General features: G+C 57.1%; 15 protein-coding genes and 5 tRNA genes. 6 read left to right on the forward strand and 14 right to left on the reverse strand.

Features of this window, described 5'->3' with window-relative positions:
* Positions 1–70 precede the first annotated feature (70 nt).
* The 3 genes from ACK56M_RS21330 (at position 71) to ACK56M_RS21340 (ending at position 2,320) form a co-directional block, all read left to right on the forward strand.
* Complete coding sequence (locus tag ACK56M_RS21330) at positions 71–466, forward strand: hypothetical protein (RefSeq protein ID WP_411959030.1); 396 nt, start codon at positions 71–73, stop codon at positions 464–466.
* A 379-nt stretch (positions 467–845) separates the two neighbouring features.
* Positions 846–1,826, forward strand: a complete 981-nt coding sequence (locus ACK56M_RS21335; protein WP_058178368.1) for an IS5-like element ISPpu18 family transposase — start codon at positions 846–848, stop codon at positions 1,824–1,826.
* Positions 1,827–2,017: 191 nt separating this feature from the next.
* Entirely contained in the window at positions 2,018–2,320 is a 303-nt protein-coding gene (locus ACK56M_RS21340; protein WP_411959031.1) for a hypothetical protein, read from the forward strand.
* 196 nt (positions 2,321–2,516) lie between these two features.
* Here ACK56M_RS21340 and ACK56M_RS21345 read toward each other — a convergent pair whose 3' ends face one another.
* The 4 genes from ACK56M_RS21345 to ACK56M_RS21360 form a co-directional block, all read right to left on the reverse strand.
* Positions 2,517–3,098, reverse strand: a complete 582-nt coding sequence (locus tag ACK56M_RS21345) for a hypothetical protein (RefSeq protein ID WP_411959032.1) — start codon at positions 3,096–3,098, stop codon at positions 2,517–2,519.
* Between the two features lie 81 nt (positions 3,099–3,179).
* Positions 3,180–3,569, reverse strand: coding sequence for a hypothetical protein (locus ACK56M_RS21350; protein ID WP_411959033.1), 390 nt, complete (start codon positions 3,567–3,569; stop codon positions 3,180–3,182).
* A gap of 2 nt (positions 3,570–3,571) precedes the next feature.
* Positions 3,572–4,042, reverse strand: a complete 471-nt coding sequence (locus ACK56M_RS21355) for a hypothetical protein (protein ID WP_411959034.1) — start codon at positions 4,040–4,042, stop codon at positions 3,572–3,574.
* 48 nt (positions 4,043–4,090) lie between these two features.
* On the reverse strand, positions 4,091–4,435 hold the full coding sequence (locus tag ACK56M_RS21360; protein ID WP_411959637.1) for a DUF6957 family protein: 345 nt from the start codon (positions 4,433–4,435) through the stop codon (positions 4,091–4,093).
* 234 nt (positions 4,436–4,669) lie between these two features.
* Between ACK56M_RS21360 and ACK56M_RS21365 the strand changes: the two genes are divergently transcribed.
* Entirely contained in the window at positions 4,670–5,161 is a 492-nt protein-coding gene (locus ACK56M_RS21365; protein ID WP_411959035.1) for a helix-turn-helix domain-containing protein, read from the forward strand.
* A gap of 157 nt (positions 5,162–5,318) precedes the next feature.
* On the opposite strand, the gene ACK56M_RS21370 is transcribed toward ACK56M_RS21365, so the two are convergent.
* Both ACK56M_RS21370 and phnN read right to left on the reverse strand, forming a co-directional pair.
* Positions 5,319–5,390 (reverse strand) — tRNA-Arg (locus tag ACK56M_RS21370).
* A gap of 313 nt (positions 5,391–5,703) precedes the next feature.
* Complete coding sequence (gene phnN, locus ACK56M_RS21375; RefSeq protein WP_054573231.1) at positions 5,704–6,297, reverse strand: phosphonate metabolism protein/1,5-bisphosphokinase (PRPP-forming) PhnN; 594 nt, start codon at positions 6,295–6,297, stop codon at positions 5,704–5,706.
* A gap of 345 nt (positions 6,298–6,642) precedes the next feature.
* Here phnN and ACK56M_RS21380 point away from each other — a divergent pair, with 345 nt between their 5' ends.
* A complete protein-coding gene (locus tag ACK56M_RS21380; protein WP_015271261.1) occupies positions 6,643–6,969 on the forward strand; it encodes an Arc family DNA-binding protein in 327 nt (108 codons plus the stop codon).
* 81 nt (positions 6,970–7,050) lie between these two features.
* Here the strand turns inward: ACK56M_RS21380 and mgtE are convergent, their stop codons facing one another.
* The 8 genes from mgtE to alaS form a co-directional block, all read right to left on the reverse strand.
* The gene (mgtE, locus tag ACK56M_RS21385) at positions 7,051–8,493 is read right to left on the reverse strand and encodes a magnesium transporter (RefSeq protein WP_015271262.1); all 1,443 of its coding nucleotides are present in this window, start codon (positions 8,491–8,493) and stop codon (positions 7,051–7,053) included.
* 531 nt (positions 8,494–9,024) lie between these two features.
* Positions 9,025–9,101 (reverse strand) — tRNA-Arg (locus tag ACK56M_RS21390).
* A gap of 72 nt (positions 9,102–9,173) precedes the next feature.
* Positions 9,174–9,250: transfer RNA gene (locus ACK56M_RS21395), tRNA-Arg, on the reverse strand.
* A gap of 71 nt (positions 9,251–9,321) precedes the next feature.
* Positions 9,322–9,398: transfer RNA gene (locus ACK56M_RS21400), tRNA-Arg, on the reverse strand.
* 106 nt (positions 9,399–9,504) lie between these two features.
* A tRNA-Ser gene (locus ACK56M_RS21405) sits at positions 9,505–9,595 on the reverse strand.
* Between the two features lie 72 nt (positions 9,596–9,667).
* Positions 9,668–9,856: a carbon storage regulator CsrA gene (gene csrA / locus ACK56M_RS21410; RefSeq protein WP_003254503.1), complete on the reverse strand. Its 189-nt coding sequence runs from the start codon at positions 9,854–9,856 to the stop codon at positions 9,668–9,670.
* 166 nt (positions 9,857–10,022) lie between these two features.
* Complete coding sequence (locus ACK56M_RS21415; RefSeq protein ID WP_013973645.1) at positions 10,023–11,258, reverse strand: aspartate kinase; 1,236 nt, start codon at positions 11,256–11,258, stop codon at positions 10,023–10,025.
* Positions 11,259–11,342: 84 nt separating this feature from the next.
* Positions 11,343–13,967: an alanine--tRNA ligase gene (alaS, locus tag ACK56M_RS21420; protein ID WP_411959036.1), complete on the reverse strand. Its 2,625-nt coding sequence runs from the start codon at positions 13,965–13,967 to the stop codon at positions 11,343–11,345.
* A 265-nt stretch (positions 13,968–14,232) separates the two neighbouring features.
* On the opposite strand from alaS, the gene ACK56M_RS21425 reads away from it, so the two are divergent.
* A complete protein-coding gene (locus ACK56M_RS21425; RefSeq protein WP_085721189.1) occupies positions 14,233–15,513 on the forward strand; it encodes a M91 family zinc metallopeptidase in 1,281 nt (426 codons plus the stop codon).
* Positions 15,514–15,521: the final 8 nt, after the last annotated feature.

Consider the following 15,521-nt stretch of genomic DNA (forward strand, 5'->3'; position numbering starts at 1 on the left):
CTATTTCATGGCAAAGATAACCTCCCGCATTAACACAAAATTAATTGGATGGTTTTCGGATAGAGACGCAATGCTGAGCTTCAAACACGACAAAATTGGCAACTACCTATTCACTTGCACAGAACACCTCCACTACACCATCACTCTTAACTCCCAAAATGATTACCGTGGCGAAATCACGTTCGGAGTGCCAGAGACTGAAGGCAAAATGTGGTACGACTCACTCATCAGAATTCCGGACTTGCTCGCTGGCACATTTGCCGACTATGACTACAAAGACAACAAACTTACGCACGACAAATATGTGCCTGTCGTAGAAAACCTATTTACTGCGGAGAAAAGAAATATTTTCTTCCGTTTAGATTTTATACCCCAGCCAGAGTCTGCGCGACTTACATGGCAAAAGCAGTCAGACATCTCAGATGGGATCGAGAGTTCGAACCGACTGCTATGCCCATTCAAGTAACGGCACAGACAACGGAAAATGACAACTGCAACCAAAATAAACCAGGCCACTCTGCATCCACATGTTTAAAATTATAAAATCATCCATGAAATTCATAGAAGATCACTTCGACCGCGTCAGCCCGCATCCATTTTTTGCCTGGCTCATTGTAAGTATTACATTCATTTTCCTATCTCCTTCCGAACTAACAATAGAGTTTGTAAAAGCAAACTCAACCTACCTTAACATTACATACGGCGCAGTAATCAGCACCCTAATCATGCTAATTTGCTGCATACTTATCGGATATACACGACTCAAAGAAAAGCCTTTAAGGAAGGTCTGAAAAAGACTTCCTGAATCTGGTGAAATACGCCGATCCCGCCAGCCGAGTTTTTCCATGAAGCAGATGACCTTCGCCGACGCCGAGTACGCCGGCAAGCGCAAGCAGACCCGTAAGGAATTGTTCCTGATCGAGATGGATCAGGTGGTGCCGTGGAAGGGATTGATTGCCCTGATCGAGCCACACTACCCAAAGGGTGAAGGTGGTCGTCCAGCCTATCCGCTGATGGCCATGTTACGTATCCATCTGATGCAGAACTGGTTCGGCTACAGCGACCCGGCCATGGAAGAAGCGCTCTACGAGACGACCATCCTGCGTCAGTTCGCCGGGCTGAGCCTCGAGCGTATTCCCGACGAAACCACCATCCTCAAGTTCCGTCGCTTGCTGGAGAAACATGAGCTGGCAGCCGGCATCCTCGGCGTAATCAATGGCTACCTGGGGGATCGCGGCCTGTCGCTGCGCCAGGGCACTATCGTCGATGCCACACTGATCCACGCGCCCAGCTCGACCAAGAACCAGGACGGCAAGCGCGACCCGGAAATGCACCAGAGCAAGAAAGGGAACCAGTATTACTTTGGCATGAAGGCGCACATCGGCGTGGATGATGAGTCGGGGCTGGTACACAGCGTGGTAGGCACGGCAGCCAACGTGGCGGATATCACCCAGGTCGAAAAACTGCTGCACGGTGACGAGAACGTCGTCTGCGCCGATGCCGGCTACACCGGCGTCGAAAAGCGCCCCGAACATGCTGGCCGCGAAGTGATCTGGCAGGTCGCAGCACGCCGCAGCACCTACAAGAAGCTCGATAAACGCAGCGCCCTGTACAAAGCCAAGCGCAAGATCGAGAAGGCCAAGGCACAAGTGCGAGCGAAGGTCGAGCACCCGTTTCGAGTGATCAAGCGCCAGTTCGGTTACGTGAAGGTGCGCTTCCGTGGCCTGGCCAAGAACACCGCTCAGCTGGTGACGCTGTTCGCGCTGTCGAACCTATGGATGGCGCGCCGACATTTGCTGACTACCGCAGGAAAGGTGCACCTGTAATGCGGAAAATGGCTGCTGCGAGGTGCTCGCGGCGGCCAAAAACGGAGAACTGAGCGGGTTACCTGGTCGAATTTGATCGACGGCCCGCTTTCAAAAGCAGCGAGGGCTGAAGTCGACCGGAAATACAGGGCTACTTCAGACCTTCCTTAAAAATTTTTTACTCAGTATCCAGGTTGTTTTCGGACACAGCAATGGGTGCTGCTGGATTCATTGCAGCAAACGGCATATACAATGAGCAGTATTTCGCTGTAACCTTGTTGGTGTCTGGAGTATTTCTATACACGCTTACTGGAAACCATATTTACCATAGCATTTTCAACGAAAACAAAGGCAGCCGCAGTTTTTTCAAAAAAATTGATGAAGAGTCGAATACAAGAGTAGGCACCGGCTTAGCCGAACGAGACATTGAGAGAAAGGTATTAGCAATCGCATCTGCAATTACAATAGCGGTAACTGTCTGGCTCGTATTAACATTGTATTTAGTCAGACACTAAGCCTACAGGAAAGTAACAAGCACAACACGCAGCCAAGAATGTCGTAAACGTGTATTAGGCAGAAACCTCACACTGCCGCAGGCAAGCGGAGCGCGCAGGCCACGATGGCCGTAGAGGTGAGGATGGAAGCCCGAAGGGCCGAGCCCAGTTTAACTGGGCTCGGTTTACGACAGCCGTACCCGAAGGGTCACCCAAATCAGCGATGCAACTTACTGAATCGCTCTACTAGCCTTGCAGGAGCAATCGACTGCCACGTTTCAAGCACGGTAGTTTTATAGAAAAGATTAATCCCCATCCCTACAAAAAATGCCGCAATTAAACAGGCAAGAGTAAATGCGCAACGCGTTACATCTCCCGCATATTCTGCGAACCCATTCACAGAGCTATAATGATAATCATCGACAATCGAGCCCAGGCCAAAGAAAAACGCGATCCAAGCCAAAACAAAAGCTACTGCGGAAATTACCGCTGCGTTCGCCCAAATGCCAAATTGCGCGGTATACCGCAGGCTCGGCACCTCGATGACGTCACCACTAGCAGTCTTTACAGCATATACGAAGCCCTTATTTTTTGTTTTAGTTTTGGAGTTCTGTACCATGCCATAGAATTCGTAATGCTCGCCCTTCTCCAGCCCCTCAAATATTTTTGTAGGCATGCGAAAGTTCGGAATTAGCACATCATCCAGTTTGATAATGACTTGGACATTATCGGAAAAACTTTCGAAGACCCGGATGTCGTCAAGGTGGCCAGAGAATTTCAGGTACTCAAATTTTATCACTTACAGCTCCTTGCTTGACCTGCATTTCAGGCAGGGGGTGACCTTGAGCACAGCTGGCGTGCCCAGGGTCTATCTCATAAATCAGTGGAGGTGATTGGGAGTGGGTATATACCGATCACCAGCGAGACTCTGAAACTCTCGAAGGCTTCTGCGCCCGGAACCTCGGCGAAACGACGCAACTACGTAGCGAGAGTTCGTGGTCGTAATTACCCAGAATCTACCCTCTTTCGCCACAGATCGAATGTCAGATGTACGGATCAAATGTCCGTCTGCGAACCTACCAGTCGGGTGCTTAAGTAAATGGCCAAAAACAACACCGACAGCACTGCATGCGTGAATCTGGACGTTCACCAGAAACGCAGTGACTTGGGCCGCGTAACCCTGGCTCACCGCCCGGGCAATCCTCAAGAGATCAAAATCCGAGTACCGCTTCACGTGGTAATCAACCACCACTGTATTGATCTCAGCCATATCTATGCCCTCCGGTGCTCAGGCGCTAAACCGGTTCTTGTAGCTCGGCGCCGGTACAGTTCCTTCATTCCAGTTAGGGATTCAACATCGAGACTGGGCTCGTGTGCGTCTACGTAAATCGCGCCACCTTCAACTTCTAGGACACAGACGGGCACCTCCGTCTTGCTGTATCCCACCGACAGTGAAGTCAAAGTTTCCATCTGCCAGCCGGCCCCCTTGTTCATCCAATGCGGGGTGACCGCCTGGACTTCCTGAACAATCAGGCTCTCATCCTGCGCAAGCAGTAACTCAACGAGCCTTGTCTCATCATTGAGCATCTCCTCGTAAGCTACAAAGCGGTCTTCGTGACGTCGCTTAACGCTGACGTGGTACCAATGGGTTGCTAGGGCTCGGGAAACGCCATGGAAATGCATCAGACCATCACCGAACATTCCCGGGATGCCAGCCATGTCAGCTTGGTTCGAACGGAACATATTTTGATCTCTGAAACAGTCGAGTCGTCACGAGCGAGGTCTTGACGCCTAAAAGATTGAGAAGATGCCTTGCAAGGAAGAAGACTTGCGATGGCCAGGCCCCTTCAATACGTAAACCGTATTTCTCGTCTCGAAGAGGTATCCATCCGTGAACGCCCTGGCGATAGTTGACCTGACCCAGTTGCCAGGCTCAAAGCGCCTCTGCTCGTCATGAACGACCCTGTGTGCAAACACGAACATGGGCAAGCACCCAGCTGCTTTCACCTTTGCTCGTTCTTCATCCGTGAGGATGGCATCTAGGATCACCCACTCTTCAACAACGCAGAGCGGCATACGTTTGTAACGGTGCCGAGCTGACTCCAAAATTTCGCTGAGGGAGCTCTCAGCCCCCATCAGTTCAGCCACACTTCCAAATAGGCCGTCATCGATGGGTGTATCCACAAGCCTTACCTCACCACAGCAATATCGAAATAATGTTCAGGCACTCAGGTGAGCGCCAGACCCACAGCGAAGGTCATCTTCAGGGTTCGAGGGGTTAGCCAGGAACCTTTTATACACAATAATACCTGATATTGATGTTTATCGAAAACCCCGTGGTGTGGCTATATCCTGACTTTTGGCCAAGCCATGCAGCTAAGAATTGCCATAGCAGGCGCCATTCGGGCTCTTCGCCTGAAACGTGGCCTCCGGTACGAGCACCTTTACGAGGCCAGTGCTAAATCGAAAATCAGCGCCCTCGAACGTGGTGAAACCAGCATCACCCTTGAGAAGTTTGAAGCCCTCTCAGAGGCCCTGAAGATCGACTCTCTAGCGCTGCTTGCGCTATCGATGTCCGCTCAGCAGGGCATCCCCTACTCGTCCCTGATAAATAATGCCTACGAGCAGCTGAGGGCCTTTGAGGCGGAGGGAGGCATCGAGTTGCTAGCTGAGCAATTTGCTAATGAAGAGCTAGTACAGCGCCCTCGTGGGAAGCCAGCGAACACTGAGAATTTGAACGCCGTAAGGCGGTTGAAGGAAGCAGGGTTGAGCCAAGCAAGAATTGCGGATGAGCTTGGACTGTCACCCACGATAGTGAATCGCCACTGGAAGCGAATTGCCTCCGAAGATCCGAAAACGTGACCCCCACTCGGGTGTCTTGAGTATCGCCAACCAACAAAAAAGCCACCCTTGGGTGGCTTTTTTGTTCTGCCTCGCGGCGAAATCAGGAATGGTGATTGGATGTCTCAACCGGTCAGCTACAAGCATGGGTCATGACGCTCCAGTGCTTGAGGTGATGCGTCCCCTGCTGGAATCGAACCAGCATCTAGCCCTTAGGAGGGGCTTGTTCTATCCGTTAAACTAAGGAGACATCAAGCGGCGTATCTTACGTAAAACCAGGGACTTAGGAAAGCTTACCCTCTCTCCACTCCCCATGGGCATCCCACCCTTTGATCGCTTGCTCAAAGCGAGAGGACTGGTAGGCTCAATAGGAGTCTACGTCCTACCCCAGATAAGAACCTGCAACCTTCCCCTTAGGAGGGGGATGCTCTATCCAATTGAGCTACTGAGACGCAAGTGCCGGCAGCGAACGCTGCATAGCAGGACGGCCAGCATGTTAACCAGCATGCTGGCGTTTGTCATGCCTAAAGCGGGCTTTTTCGCGTAATCCTTTTCTGCCAATGCTACACCTGCGGCAGCACACCTTCATCATGCAGCAGCGTGAACAATGCCGCGACTGCGGTTTCCAAAGTGGTGGAGTTGTCCAGCACATGCAGCGACGGATCAGCCAGCGCCTGCAAGCGTGCATTACGTGCCAGGCGCTGCTCGATTTCCTCTGCGCTTTCCCGGCCGCGGGCCAACAGGCGCTCGCGCAGCACTCCGTGCCTGACCTCCACCAGCACTGCCAACAAGTTCGGGTAGCGCCGGCGCGCCTCGGCGAGATAAGCCCGCGAACCATTCACCAGCACCGACCTGCCCGCCGCCAGCCACTGATCCACCTGCAGTGGAATGCCGTAATCCAGGCCATTGGCGCGCCAATGCATGGCGAACGCGCCCTGTGCTCGCATTGCTTCGAACTGTTCGGCCGTTACGCCATGGGCGGCTTCGCCCTTGGCTTCAGCCGAACGGGTAATGACGCGACGAGCGATTTCCACCCCGGCGGCTGAAAGCCGCTGACGGGAAGCGTCAATCAGGGAATCTTTCCCGGAACCCGACGGTCCTACCAGATATATCAACCGGCCTGTGCCTGATTGGCGGTCGCTTGCATCATGTTGCATAGCCACTATGCTCTATGGAGGAAAACCCGCACATTCTAGGGATATTCCCAGCCTTTTGCTGCGTTTTACCAGTTTTTGACGGCAAGAGTCTGACGATTGGGCAAGCCGGTGCATGTAAAACTTTTCAAACCAGTACTCATTTCTGATAATTGGTACTGGCACAAAGCCTTTATCCGGCTCACTATTTGTCACAGAATTGACGCCAAGGAAACGGCGACCATGAGGCAAGATGAGCATCCATTTTTCACAGACGGTTGAACATTTCGTCGTCGCCACGGTCGTACTACCACCCCGTGCGGCCAATTTGAGAACCGCTTCCCCTGAACCAAAATCCGGTCAATTTATATGCGCCCAATGAAACAGGCTATTTATTCGAGCCGCACCGCTGACAAGTTCGTCGTCCGCCTGCCCGACGGGATGCGTGAGCGCATTGCCGAGGTAGCGCGCAACCATCACCGCAGCATGAACTCCGAAATCATCGCGCGCCTGGAACAGAGCCTTATCCAGGAAGGTGCGCTGGGTGACGATTTGAGCATGCGCCTGGACAGCCCCGAACTGTCCCTGCATGAACGCGAGTTGCTGCAACGCTTCCGCCAACTGTCGCACCGCCAGCAGAACGCGCTGGTGGCCCTCATCGCTCACGATGTGGAAATGGCTGCCGACGCCTCCTGAGGTTTGCAGCCGAACACAAAAAAGCCAGCGTAAGCTGGCTTTTTTGTAGGTGGTGTCCCTGCAAGAGACGCGATCCGCGGGTTACAGCAGAAACACTGTCGCCAGCCCGAGGAAGATGAAGAACCCACCACTGTCGGTCACCGCGGTAATCATCACGCTGGAGCCCATCGCCGGGTCGCGCCCCAGGCGTGTCAGGGTCATCGGAATCAACACCCCCATCAAGGCCGCCAACAGCAGGTTCAAGGTCATCGCCGCAGTCATCACCAGGCCCAACGACCAGCTGCCATACAACCAGAACGCCACCGCACCGATCACCCCGCCCCAGATCAGGCCGTTGAGCAGCGATACCGCCAGCTCCTTGCGCATCAGGCGGCTGGTGTTGCCCGGTGACACCTGGTCCAGCGCCATGGCACGCACGATCATGGTGATGGTCTGGTTACCGGAGTTGCCGCCAATGCCTGCCACGATCGGCATCAGTGCGGCCAGGGCCACCAGTTTCTCGATCGAACCTTCGAACAGGCCGATCACTCGCGAGGCAACGAAAGCGGTAATCAGGTTGATGGCCAACCAGGCCCAGCGGTTGCGCAGCGAACGCCAGACCGAGGCGAAGATGTCTTCTTCCTCGCGCAAACCGGCCATGTTCAGCACTTCGCTTTCGCTTTCCTCACGAATCAGGTCGACCATTTCGTCGATGGTCAAGCGGCCGATCAGGCGTTCGTTCTTGTCCACAACTGGCGCAGATACCAGGTCGTAACGCTCGAAGGCCTGCGCCGCATCATAGGCATCTTCCTCGGGGTGGAAGGAGACCGGATCGGTCGCCATGACCTCCGCCACCTTCTTCTCCGGGTCGTTGACCAGCAGGCGCTTGATCGGCAATACGCCCTTGAGAATGCCGTCATAGTCGACCACGAAGAGTTTGTCGGTGTGGTTCGGCAGCTCTTTCAGGCGGCGAAGGTAGCGCAACACCACTTCCAGGCTGACGTCTTCGCGGATGGTGACCATCTCGAAGTCCATCAGCGCACCAACCTGCTCCTCGTCGTAGCTAAGCGCCGAACGCACGCGCTCGCGTTGCTGTGCATCGAGGGTTTCCATCAGCTCGTGAACAACGTCACGCGGCAGCTCTGGAGCCAGGTCGGCCAGCTCGTCGGCGTCCATTTCCTTGGCGGCGGCGAGCAGCTCGTGATCGTCCATGTCGGCGATCAGCGATTGCCGCACGGCGTCGGACACTTCCAGCAGGATGTCGCCATCGCGATCCGAGCGCACCAGCTGCCAGACCGTCAGGCGGTCTTCCAGGGGCAATGCTTCGAGTATGTAGGCGATGTCGGCGGGGTGCAGGTCGTCGAGTTTGCGCTGCAGCTCGACGAGGTTCTGGCGGTGGACCAGGTTTTCCACCAGGTCGTGGTGGGCGCCTTCCTGACGGTGGGTCAGGTCTTCTACCACGCGCTGGCGCTGCAGCAGTTCGACCACCTGGGCCAGGCGGTCCTGCAGGCTTTCCTGCGCTTTTTTTACTTCTACTTCAGTCATAGGCGAACTCCACTCCCAGCAGCGGAGCACGCCGGGAGAATCAATCGGTCAGATCTTTCTGTATGAATCTTGTTAGCGAGTAACTACTGGGTAAGTCCATGGTGGTTTTCCACAAGCCCCGGCGGGGCTGACGGGCGCAATCATACACTGCTAAAGCTGTCAGATCGCTTAAAATTTTTGGCCAGAACAATCGTTTGCGTGATAAAGCTGGGACAACGCTCGAAGCTATCAGTGCGACGGTGGGTCTGGCGGTTAAAGCACATTTGTTGTGTGCCTGGATGTGTATGCGATACCTGATCGAATTCGGGGCTGCTTTGCAGCCCTTTCGCCGGCAAGCCAGCTCCCACAGGGACAACACAGTCCAGAGAGCAGCGCGATACCTGTGGGAGCTGGCTTGCCGGCGATGGGCCGCATGGCGACCCCAAGCTACACCACAATCATTACAGAAGAGCGTAGATCGACATCAGCAACAATTCATTGGCGTAGAAAAACAAAAAGCCCGCTCAACTGAGCGGGCTTCTTGATTTGGTGTGGCGGACTCAGGAGGATTCGAACCTCCGACCGCTCGGTTCGTAGCCGAGTACTCTATCCAGCTGAGCTATGAGTCCGTGGTGGTATTTTTAGACCAGATTACCACTGGTTGGTTGAAGTGCCTTTGCAAGCAGAGCCACTTCAAAAAGTGGCGGACTCAGCAGGATTCGAACCTGCGACCGCTCGGTTCGTAGCCGAGTACTCTATCCAGCTGAGCTATGAGTCCGCGATGGTAGTTTTAGACCAGATTACCACTGGTTGATTGAAGCAGCCTTGCAAGCAAAGCCACTTCAAAAGTGGCGGACTCAGGAGGATTCGAACCTCCGACCGCTCGGTTCGTAGCCGAGTACTCTATCCAGCTGAGCTATGAGTCCGTGTCTTGCCGCGCATTATAGGTCGCTGAAACATTTTTGCAAGAACTTTTTCGTTTAAAATCAACTACTTAGCGTTCTTACCGTTTGCAGCGCTCTAAGCGAATAATGGCGGTGAAGGGGGGATTCGAACCCCCGATACCCTTATGAGGTATACTCCCTTAGCAGGGGAGCGCCTTCGGCCACTCGGCCACCTCACCGCAACACGAGGCGAATATTAAACAGGCTCTTCCTCGTTTGCAACCCTTTTTTTGAAAAAAACTTCAAAAAAATTAAAGGCTTGGCTCCTCGTCCTTCTCTTTCTTGATCCGCAGGTAGATTTCCTCGCGGTGTACAGCCACTTCTTTCGGGGCGCTGACGCCAATACGCACCTGGTTGCCTTTTACGCCGAGCACCGTCACGGTGATCTCGCCGTCTCCAATGATCAGGCTCTCGGCGCACCGACGAGTCAGAATCAACATAGCTTTCTCCTTACGCAAAACATTCAGGGGGTAACAGTCTTGGGTGTCGCGGCCTGGTCGTGGACGACGACCTGGGCCTGGTTGATCGCCACACAGGGCAGGACGGGCCTGCGTGGCGAGCAGAAACGCGAAGGGCGCGGCAAGCCGCGCCCTTCCAGGCAGCGTATTACTCGCTCTGTCGTGCCGGGGCGTCGAGCTCGAACGCGGTGTGCAGCGCGCGTACGGCCAGCTCCAGGTACTTCTCTTCGATCACGACCGAAACCTTGATCTCGGAGGTGGAGATCATCTGGATGTTGATGCTCTCCTTGGCCAGGGCTTCGAACATGCGGCTGGCAACACCGGCGTGCGAACGCATGCCGACGCCGACGATCGAGACCTTGGCGATCTTGGTGTCGCCGATCACTTCACGGGCACCGATTTCGCGGGCAGTGTTTTCCAGCACGCTCTGCGCCTTCTCGTACTCGTTGCGGTGCACGGTGAAGGTGAAGTCGGTGGTGTTATCGTGGGCAACGTTCTGCACGATCATGTCGACCTCGATGTTCGAGGCACTGATCGGGCCGAGGATCTTGAAGGCCACGCCCGGGGTGTCCGGCACGCCGCGAATGGTCAGCTTGGCTTCATCACGGTTGAAGGCGATACCGGAAATGATCGGCTGTTCCATGGATTCCTCTTCATCAATGGTAATGAGGGTACCCGGACCCTCCTTGAAGCTGTGCAGCACGCGCAGCGGAACGTTGTACTTGCCGGCGAACTCCACCGAACGGATCTGCAGCACCTTGGAACCGAGGCTGGCCATTTCCAGCATCTCTTCGAAGGTGATCTTCTCCAGGCGCTGGGCCTGCGGCACAACACGCGGGTCGGTGGTGTAGACGCCATCGACGTCGGTGTAGATCTGGCACTCGTCAGCCTTCAGCGCAGCCGCCAGGGCCACACCCGTGGTGTCGGAGCCGCCACGGCCAAGCGTGGTGATGCTGCCGTGCTCGTCGACGCCCTGGAAGCCTGCTACCACGACCACGCGGCCTTCCTTGAGGTCGGCACGAATCTTCTGGTCGTCGATCTGCAGGATGCGCGCCTTGTTGTGTGCGCTGTCGGTGAGAATGCGCACCTGGTTGCCGGTGTAGGACACCGCTGGCACACCGCGCTTGATCAAGGCCATGGTCAGCAAGGCAATGGTGACCTGCTCACCGGTCGACACGATCACGTCCAGCTCACGCGGAACCGGCTGATCGGTGATCTGCTTGGCCAGGTCGATCAGGCGATTGGTTTCACCGCTCATTGCCGACAGCACAACCACCAGGTCGTCGCCCGCTTCACGGTGTTTCTTGACCTTATCGGCTACCTGCTCGATCCGCTCGATGGAACCGACAGAGGTGCCGCCAAATTTCTGTACGATCAACGCCATTTCAATGGTGCCTCAGCCCATACAGGGCCCCAAAAAACAATCCAACATGAAGAGGCCGGCGACTAGACCGCCGGCCCCCTCATCTCAAAGTCCCTGCTCTGCGAATGGCACGGCCAGCGCCAGGGCCTGGTCCAGTGCGGCGACGTCGACGCCGCCACCCTGAGCCATGTCCGGACGACCACCGCCCTTGCCACCCACCGCCGCAGCGGCTTGTTTCATCAGATCGCCAGCCTTGAGTTGGCTGGAGAGGTCCTTGGTCACGCCGGCCACCAGCACAACCTTGCCCTCATGCTCGCTGCCCAGCAGGATCACTGCGTGGCCGAGCTTGTTCTTCAGCTGATCGACCAGCGCCAGCAGTGCCTTGCCGTCCTGTCCATCCAGGCGGGCGGCGAGCACCTTGGCGCCCTTGACCTCAACGGCCGCGTTGGAGAGATCATCCCCGGCGGCGCTGGCGGCCTTGGCCTGCAGCTGTTCCAGCTGCTTCTCCAGCTGGCGGTTGCGCTCGAGCACAGCCGACAGCTTGTCGATCAGGTTGTCGCGGTTACCCTTCACCAGCTGCGCGGCTTCCTTGACCTGCTCTTCGGCAGCGTTCAGGTAGGCCAGCGCAGCAGCGCCGGTGACCGCTTCGATACGGCGCACGCCAGAGGCCACGCCGCCTTCGCTGATGATCTTGAACAGGCTGATGTCACCGGTGCGCTTGGCGTGGATACCGCCGCACAGCTCCACCGAGAAATCGCCGCCCATGCTCAGCACACGCACGGTGTCGCCGTACTTCTCGCCGAACAGCGCCATGGCACCCTTGGCCTTGGCGGTTTCGATGTCGGTCAGTTCGGTTTCCACCGCAGTGTTCTTGCGCACTTCACGGTTGACGATGTCTTCCAGGGCCTTGATCTGCTCCGGTTTCACCGCCTCGAAGTGGCTGAAGTCAAAACGCAGGCGCTGGCTGTCGACCAGCGAGCCTTTCTGCTGTACGTGTTCGCCCAGTACCTGGCGCAGCGCTTCGTGCAGCAGGTGGGTGGCGGAGTGGTTCAGCGAGGTGGCGTGCTGCACGTCGGCATCGACCTTGGCCTCGACCGGGGAGCCGATCACCAGCGCACCGCTGGCAACCACGCCGTGGTGCAGGAAGGCACCACCGGTCTTGGTGGTGTCGCGCACGTCGAAGCGCGCAGCGCCAGCCTGCAGGTAGCCGGTGTCGCCCACCTGGCCACCGGATTCGGCGTAGAACGGCGTGCGGTCGAGCACGACCACGCCCTGCTCGCCTTCACCCAGCTGGTCGACGGCCTGGCCGTCCTTGTACAGGGCGATGATCTTGCCCTGGCCTTCGGTGGCCTCGTAGCCGAGGAACTCGGTGGCGCTGTCGACCTTGACCAGGCTGTTGTAGTCCATGCCGAAGGCGCTGGCGGAACGGGCACGTTCACGCTGGGCGTCCATCTCGCGCTCGAAACCGGCTTCGTCGATGGTCAGCTCGCGCTCACGGGCGATGTCGGCGGTCAGGTCCATCGGGAAGCCGTAGGTGTCGTACAGCTTGAACACCACGTCGCCCGGCACCACATCACCCTCGAGCTGGGCCAGGTCCTGCTCAAGGATGCGCAGGCCCTGCTCCAGGGTCTTGGCGAACTGTTCTTCTTCAGCCTTGAGCACGCGCTCGATGTGCGCCTGCTGGATGTTCAGTTCCGGGAAGGCCTCGCCCATTTCAGCGACCAGCGCGGCAACGATCTGGTAGAAGAAGCTGCCTTTGGCGCCCAGCTTGTTACCGTGGCGGCAGGCGCGGCGAATGATGCGGCGCAGCACGTAGCCACGGCCTTCGTTGGACGGCAGCACGCCGTCGGCGATCAGGAAGCCGCACGAACGGATGTGGTCGGCGACCACTTTCAGCGAGGCCTGGCCCTCATTGCTGCAACCGATGGCCTTGGCCGCGGCCGACAGCAGGTTCTGGAACAGGTCGATCTCGTAGTTCGAGTGCACGTGCTGCAGCACGGCGCTGACGCGCTCCAGGCCCATGCCGGTGTCCACAGACGGCGCTGGCAGCGGGTGCAGCACGCCGTCGGCGGTGCGGTTGAACTGCATGAAGACGTTGTTCCAGATCTCGATGTAGCGATCGCCGTCTTCTTCCGGCGAGCCGGGTGGGCCGCCCCAGATGTCCGGGCCGTGGTCGTAGAAGATCTCGGTGCACGGGCCGCATGGGCCGGTGTCGCCCATGGTCCAGAAGTTGTCGGAAGCGTACGGGGCGCCCTTGTTGTCGCCGATGCGCACCATGCGCTCGGCCGGCACGCCGACTTCCTTGGTCCAGATATCGTAGGCTTCGTCGTCAGTGGCGTAGACGGTGACCCAGAGCTTTTCCTTGGGCAGGTTCAGCCATTTTTCCGAAGTCAGGAAGGTCCAGGCGAAAGTGATCGCGTCGCGCTTGAAGTAGTCACCGAAGCTGAAGTTGCCCAGCATTTCGAAGAAGGTGTGGTGACGCGCGGTGTAACCGACGTTTTCCAGGTCGTTGTGCTTGCCACCTGCGCGCACGCACTTCTGGCTACTGACGGCACGCGTGTAGGCACGCTTCTCCGCACCGAGGAAGCAGTCCTTGAACTGGTTCATGCCGGCATTGGTGAACAGCAGGGTCGGGTCGTTGTTCGGGATCAGCGAACTGGAGGCGACTCGGGTATGTCCCTGCTCTTCGAAGAAGCGAAGGAAGGCTTCACGGATTTCTGCGCTTTTCATAGGTTCTTCCACGGAAACGGCGGCCGTTTGGGCTAATACGTCGAATCGACGAAACGACGGCAAAGGGCGCCATTATATCCAGCCTGAACGGGAGATACAGTGTGTTTGTACACCAGAACAGCAATCGGCGGATGAAAAGCCGTTCATTAGCACGACCAGGGCGGAAAAGCAGACCTGCGGGCCCACCCATGCGGTACATAAGCAACACCTGACCCGGGCAGTGGAACGGGATCCTGCCGGCCCACCCTCGCTGCCGGAGCACTCCATGCCTGAGCTGAACATATCCAAACTCCACTCGGACCCGCATCCGCTACCCCACGGCATCATGCAGGCCAACCCGAGACCGATCTACTACATCGACGCCCGGGAACCCGGCCACTCGCAAACCGCCTTCGACAATAACGAAGACAACCCTCGGCAGCAGACCGAGGTCAAGTACATCCAGGCCGACGAAAATGTGCGAATCACCCTCGAACGCGCCTATCCATTGGGGCGGCGCTATCGCCGCAGCACCCCGAACAGCGAGTTGCTGGTCTTCAACGTGGCCCCGCGTGCGCTGCGCGCGAATGAACAGCAAAAGCGCGTACGTATCGCCCCGCGCGAATGCCTGCTGGAAGTGACCATCAACGATGCGGTATTCATGGTCCCCGCGCATACCGCCCAAGCCATTGCCATTCGCCTCACCGATGGCAATCACCACGTGGTCATAGCCCCGGAGGTGAAGAAGACGGTGCTGATCGACATGATAGGGACCGGCAACAGGATCGAGACCGGCGCAGGTATCGTCCACATCGACGCCCATACCGGCACGCACCAGATTGTGGTCGGTAGCGGCCCGGTACTCATCGACAAGGGCGACGCGGTTGTCAACGCCACGGGGCACCGCCTGCTTGGCCGCGAGTCATCCAGGGTCGAGTTCTACCGCAATGCCGAAAACGATGCACGACTGGCCCGGCCCGTGATGGCCGAACATCAGGCCCTGGGCAATATCGGCGTGCGAGTGACGGGTAGCGACCAATTCAGCCAAGCGGCAGAGGATGCGCTGGAACTGCTGCGCAAACTACCCTGTGGCCAGGCGCTACTGGCGGCCCTGGATAAAAAGGCCGGGCAGTCCGGAGCCCCGATCAGCGTGATCGAAGCAGCCAGACACCAATTCACGACCTATACACCCAGCGACCACGAAGAAGATGAAGACGAAGGCCACTTCATCATCGACGAAAACCAGAGTAGCTGGGGATACAGCGGCGGCACACTGGCATACAACCCAGGCTGGTCGACCGCTGCGCAACTGCCACTGCTCGACCTGTACCGCTGCCTGTGCCAAGGCTGGAACTCGATGTCAGGCACCGTCTTTCCGGGCCAGACCGAGGTTCAAGGCAAAAACGGCGCCTATCCGGTGGACAACCTGCTGCTACAGAGCATCGGCTTGCCCACCGATTGCAGGTTCACATTCGGCGGCAGCACCGCCCTGAACACCAACCCACCCGCCTTCACTGAAAACGGGCTGCGTCAGGCTTTGCAACTGGAGCTGCGCACACAGCCGTGAACCCAGGC

The organism is Pseudomonas sp. s4 (genome assembly GCF_046764235.1).
Taxonomy (GTDB): domain Bacteria; phylum Pseudomonadota; class Gammaproteobacteria; order Pseudomonadales; family Pseudomonadaceae; genus Aquipseudomonas; species Aquipseudomonas asiatica.